Source organism: Pseudomonas tremae (genome assembly GCF_001401155.1).
GTDB classification, from domain to species: Bacteria; Pseudomonadota; Gammaproteobacteria; order Pseudomonadales; family Pseudomonadaceae; genus Aquipseudomonas; species Aquipseudomonas tremae.
On the sequence record NZ_LJRO01000161.1, the window covers coordinates 1 to 917 of the forward strand.

Sequence of the window (917 nt, forward strand, 5' to 3'; positions counted from 1 at the left end):
GTGCGGGCAGGCTCTGCGCCTTCAGTGTCGACGAGCAGCTTGCGCGCAGCTTCGGCACGAGCGCCTTGCAATTGCGTCACCGACAACACGCCCTGCTCTTGCTGAACCTGCAACTCGCTAAGCCGCTCCTGATACAACGCCACGTTCAGGGCTGTGCGATCTTCTTCACGTTGCGCACGATGGCCGCGCAGCACCGGTATCAGCAGAAACCCCAGCGCCACGAGCAAGAGAAGCCCGGTCGCGATCCAGAAATCGGTCATGGCCGGTGGTCATCCAGCAAAGCGGCGAGGCGTTGTCGCTCATCCTCGGAAAGCACATCGGCCTGTTCGGAGTTCGCCTTGCGACGCCGCCCGACGATGAAACAGATCACCACCAGACCGCCGATCAGCAGACCGGCCGGGCCGAACCAGAGCAACCAGGTGCGCGCATTGAGGCTGGGTTTGTAACGAACGAAGTCACCGTAGCGATCAACCATGAAGTCGATGATCTGCTGATTGCTCTGCCCTTCACCCAGCATGCGGTAGATTTCCTTGCGCAAGTCAGCGGCAATAGGCGCGTTGGAATCGGCGATGTCCTGATTCTGGCATTTGGGGCAGCGCAGTTCCTTGGTCAGTTCGCTGTAGCGTGCACGCTCGGCATCGTCGCGAAAAGTGTAGGCGTCGATGGCAGCGTGGGCGATGCCTGAGCACAGCACGCTGAGCAGGACAATCATCAGGCAGCGCTTCATGGCTGCGCCTCATCAACCAATTGCTGGTAACGGGCAGCGAGCTTTTCTCGCCACACAGCCTCATCGATGACCCCGACATGCTTGTAACGAATAATGCCCTGACGGTCGATCAGGAAGGTCTCCGGCGCACCGTACACGCCCAGGTTCAGCCCCAGCGAGCCGTCGTCGTCACGGATATTCAGCTGATAAG

The 917-nt window shown here is 60.1% G+C and carries 3 protein-coding genes; all 3 read right to left on the reverse strand.

The window, feature by feature from the left end:
• Nucleotides 1–260 (reverse strand): c-type cytochrome biogenesis protein CcmI (gene ccmI / locus ALO43_RS12070; RefSeq protein ID WP_083492158.1); only part of this gene is annotated, 260 nt, incomplete at its 3' end.
• Nucleotides 257–727: a cytochrome c-type biogenesis protein gene (locus ALO43_RS12075; RefSeq protein ID WP_044323097.1), complete on the reverse strand. Its 471-nt coding sequence runs from the start codon at nt 725–727 to the stop codon at nt 257–259. The genes ccmI and ALO43_RS12075, both read right to left, overlap by 4 nt.
• Nucleotides 724–917: thioredoxin domain-containing protein (locus tag ALO43_RS12080; RefSeq protein WP_459564952.1), on the reverse strand; the 194-nt coding region annotated here is incomplete at its 5' end. The genes ALO43_RS12075 and ALO43_RS12080, both read right to left, overlap by 4 nt.

Bases quoted from the DNA above. Each gene is read 5' to 3' on its own strand.
- ALO43_RS12075 (WP_044323097.1), bottom strand. From the start codon at position 727: ATGAAGCGCTGCCTGATGATTGTCCTGCTCAGCGTGCTGTGCTCAGGC.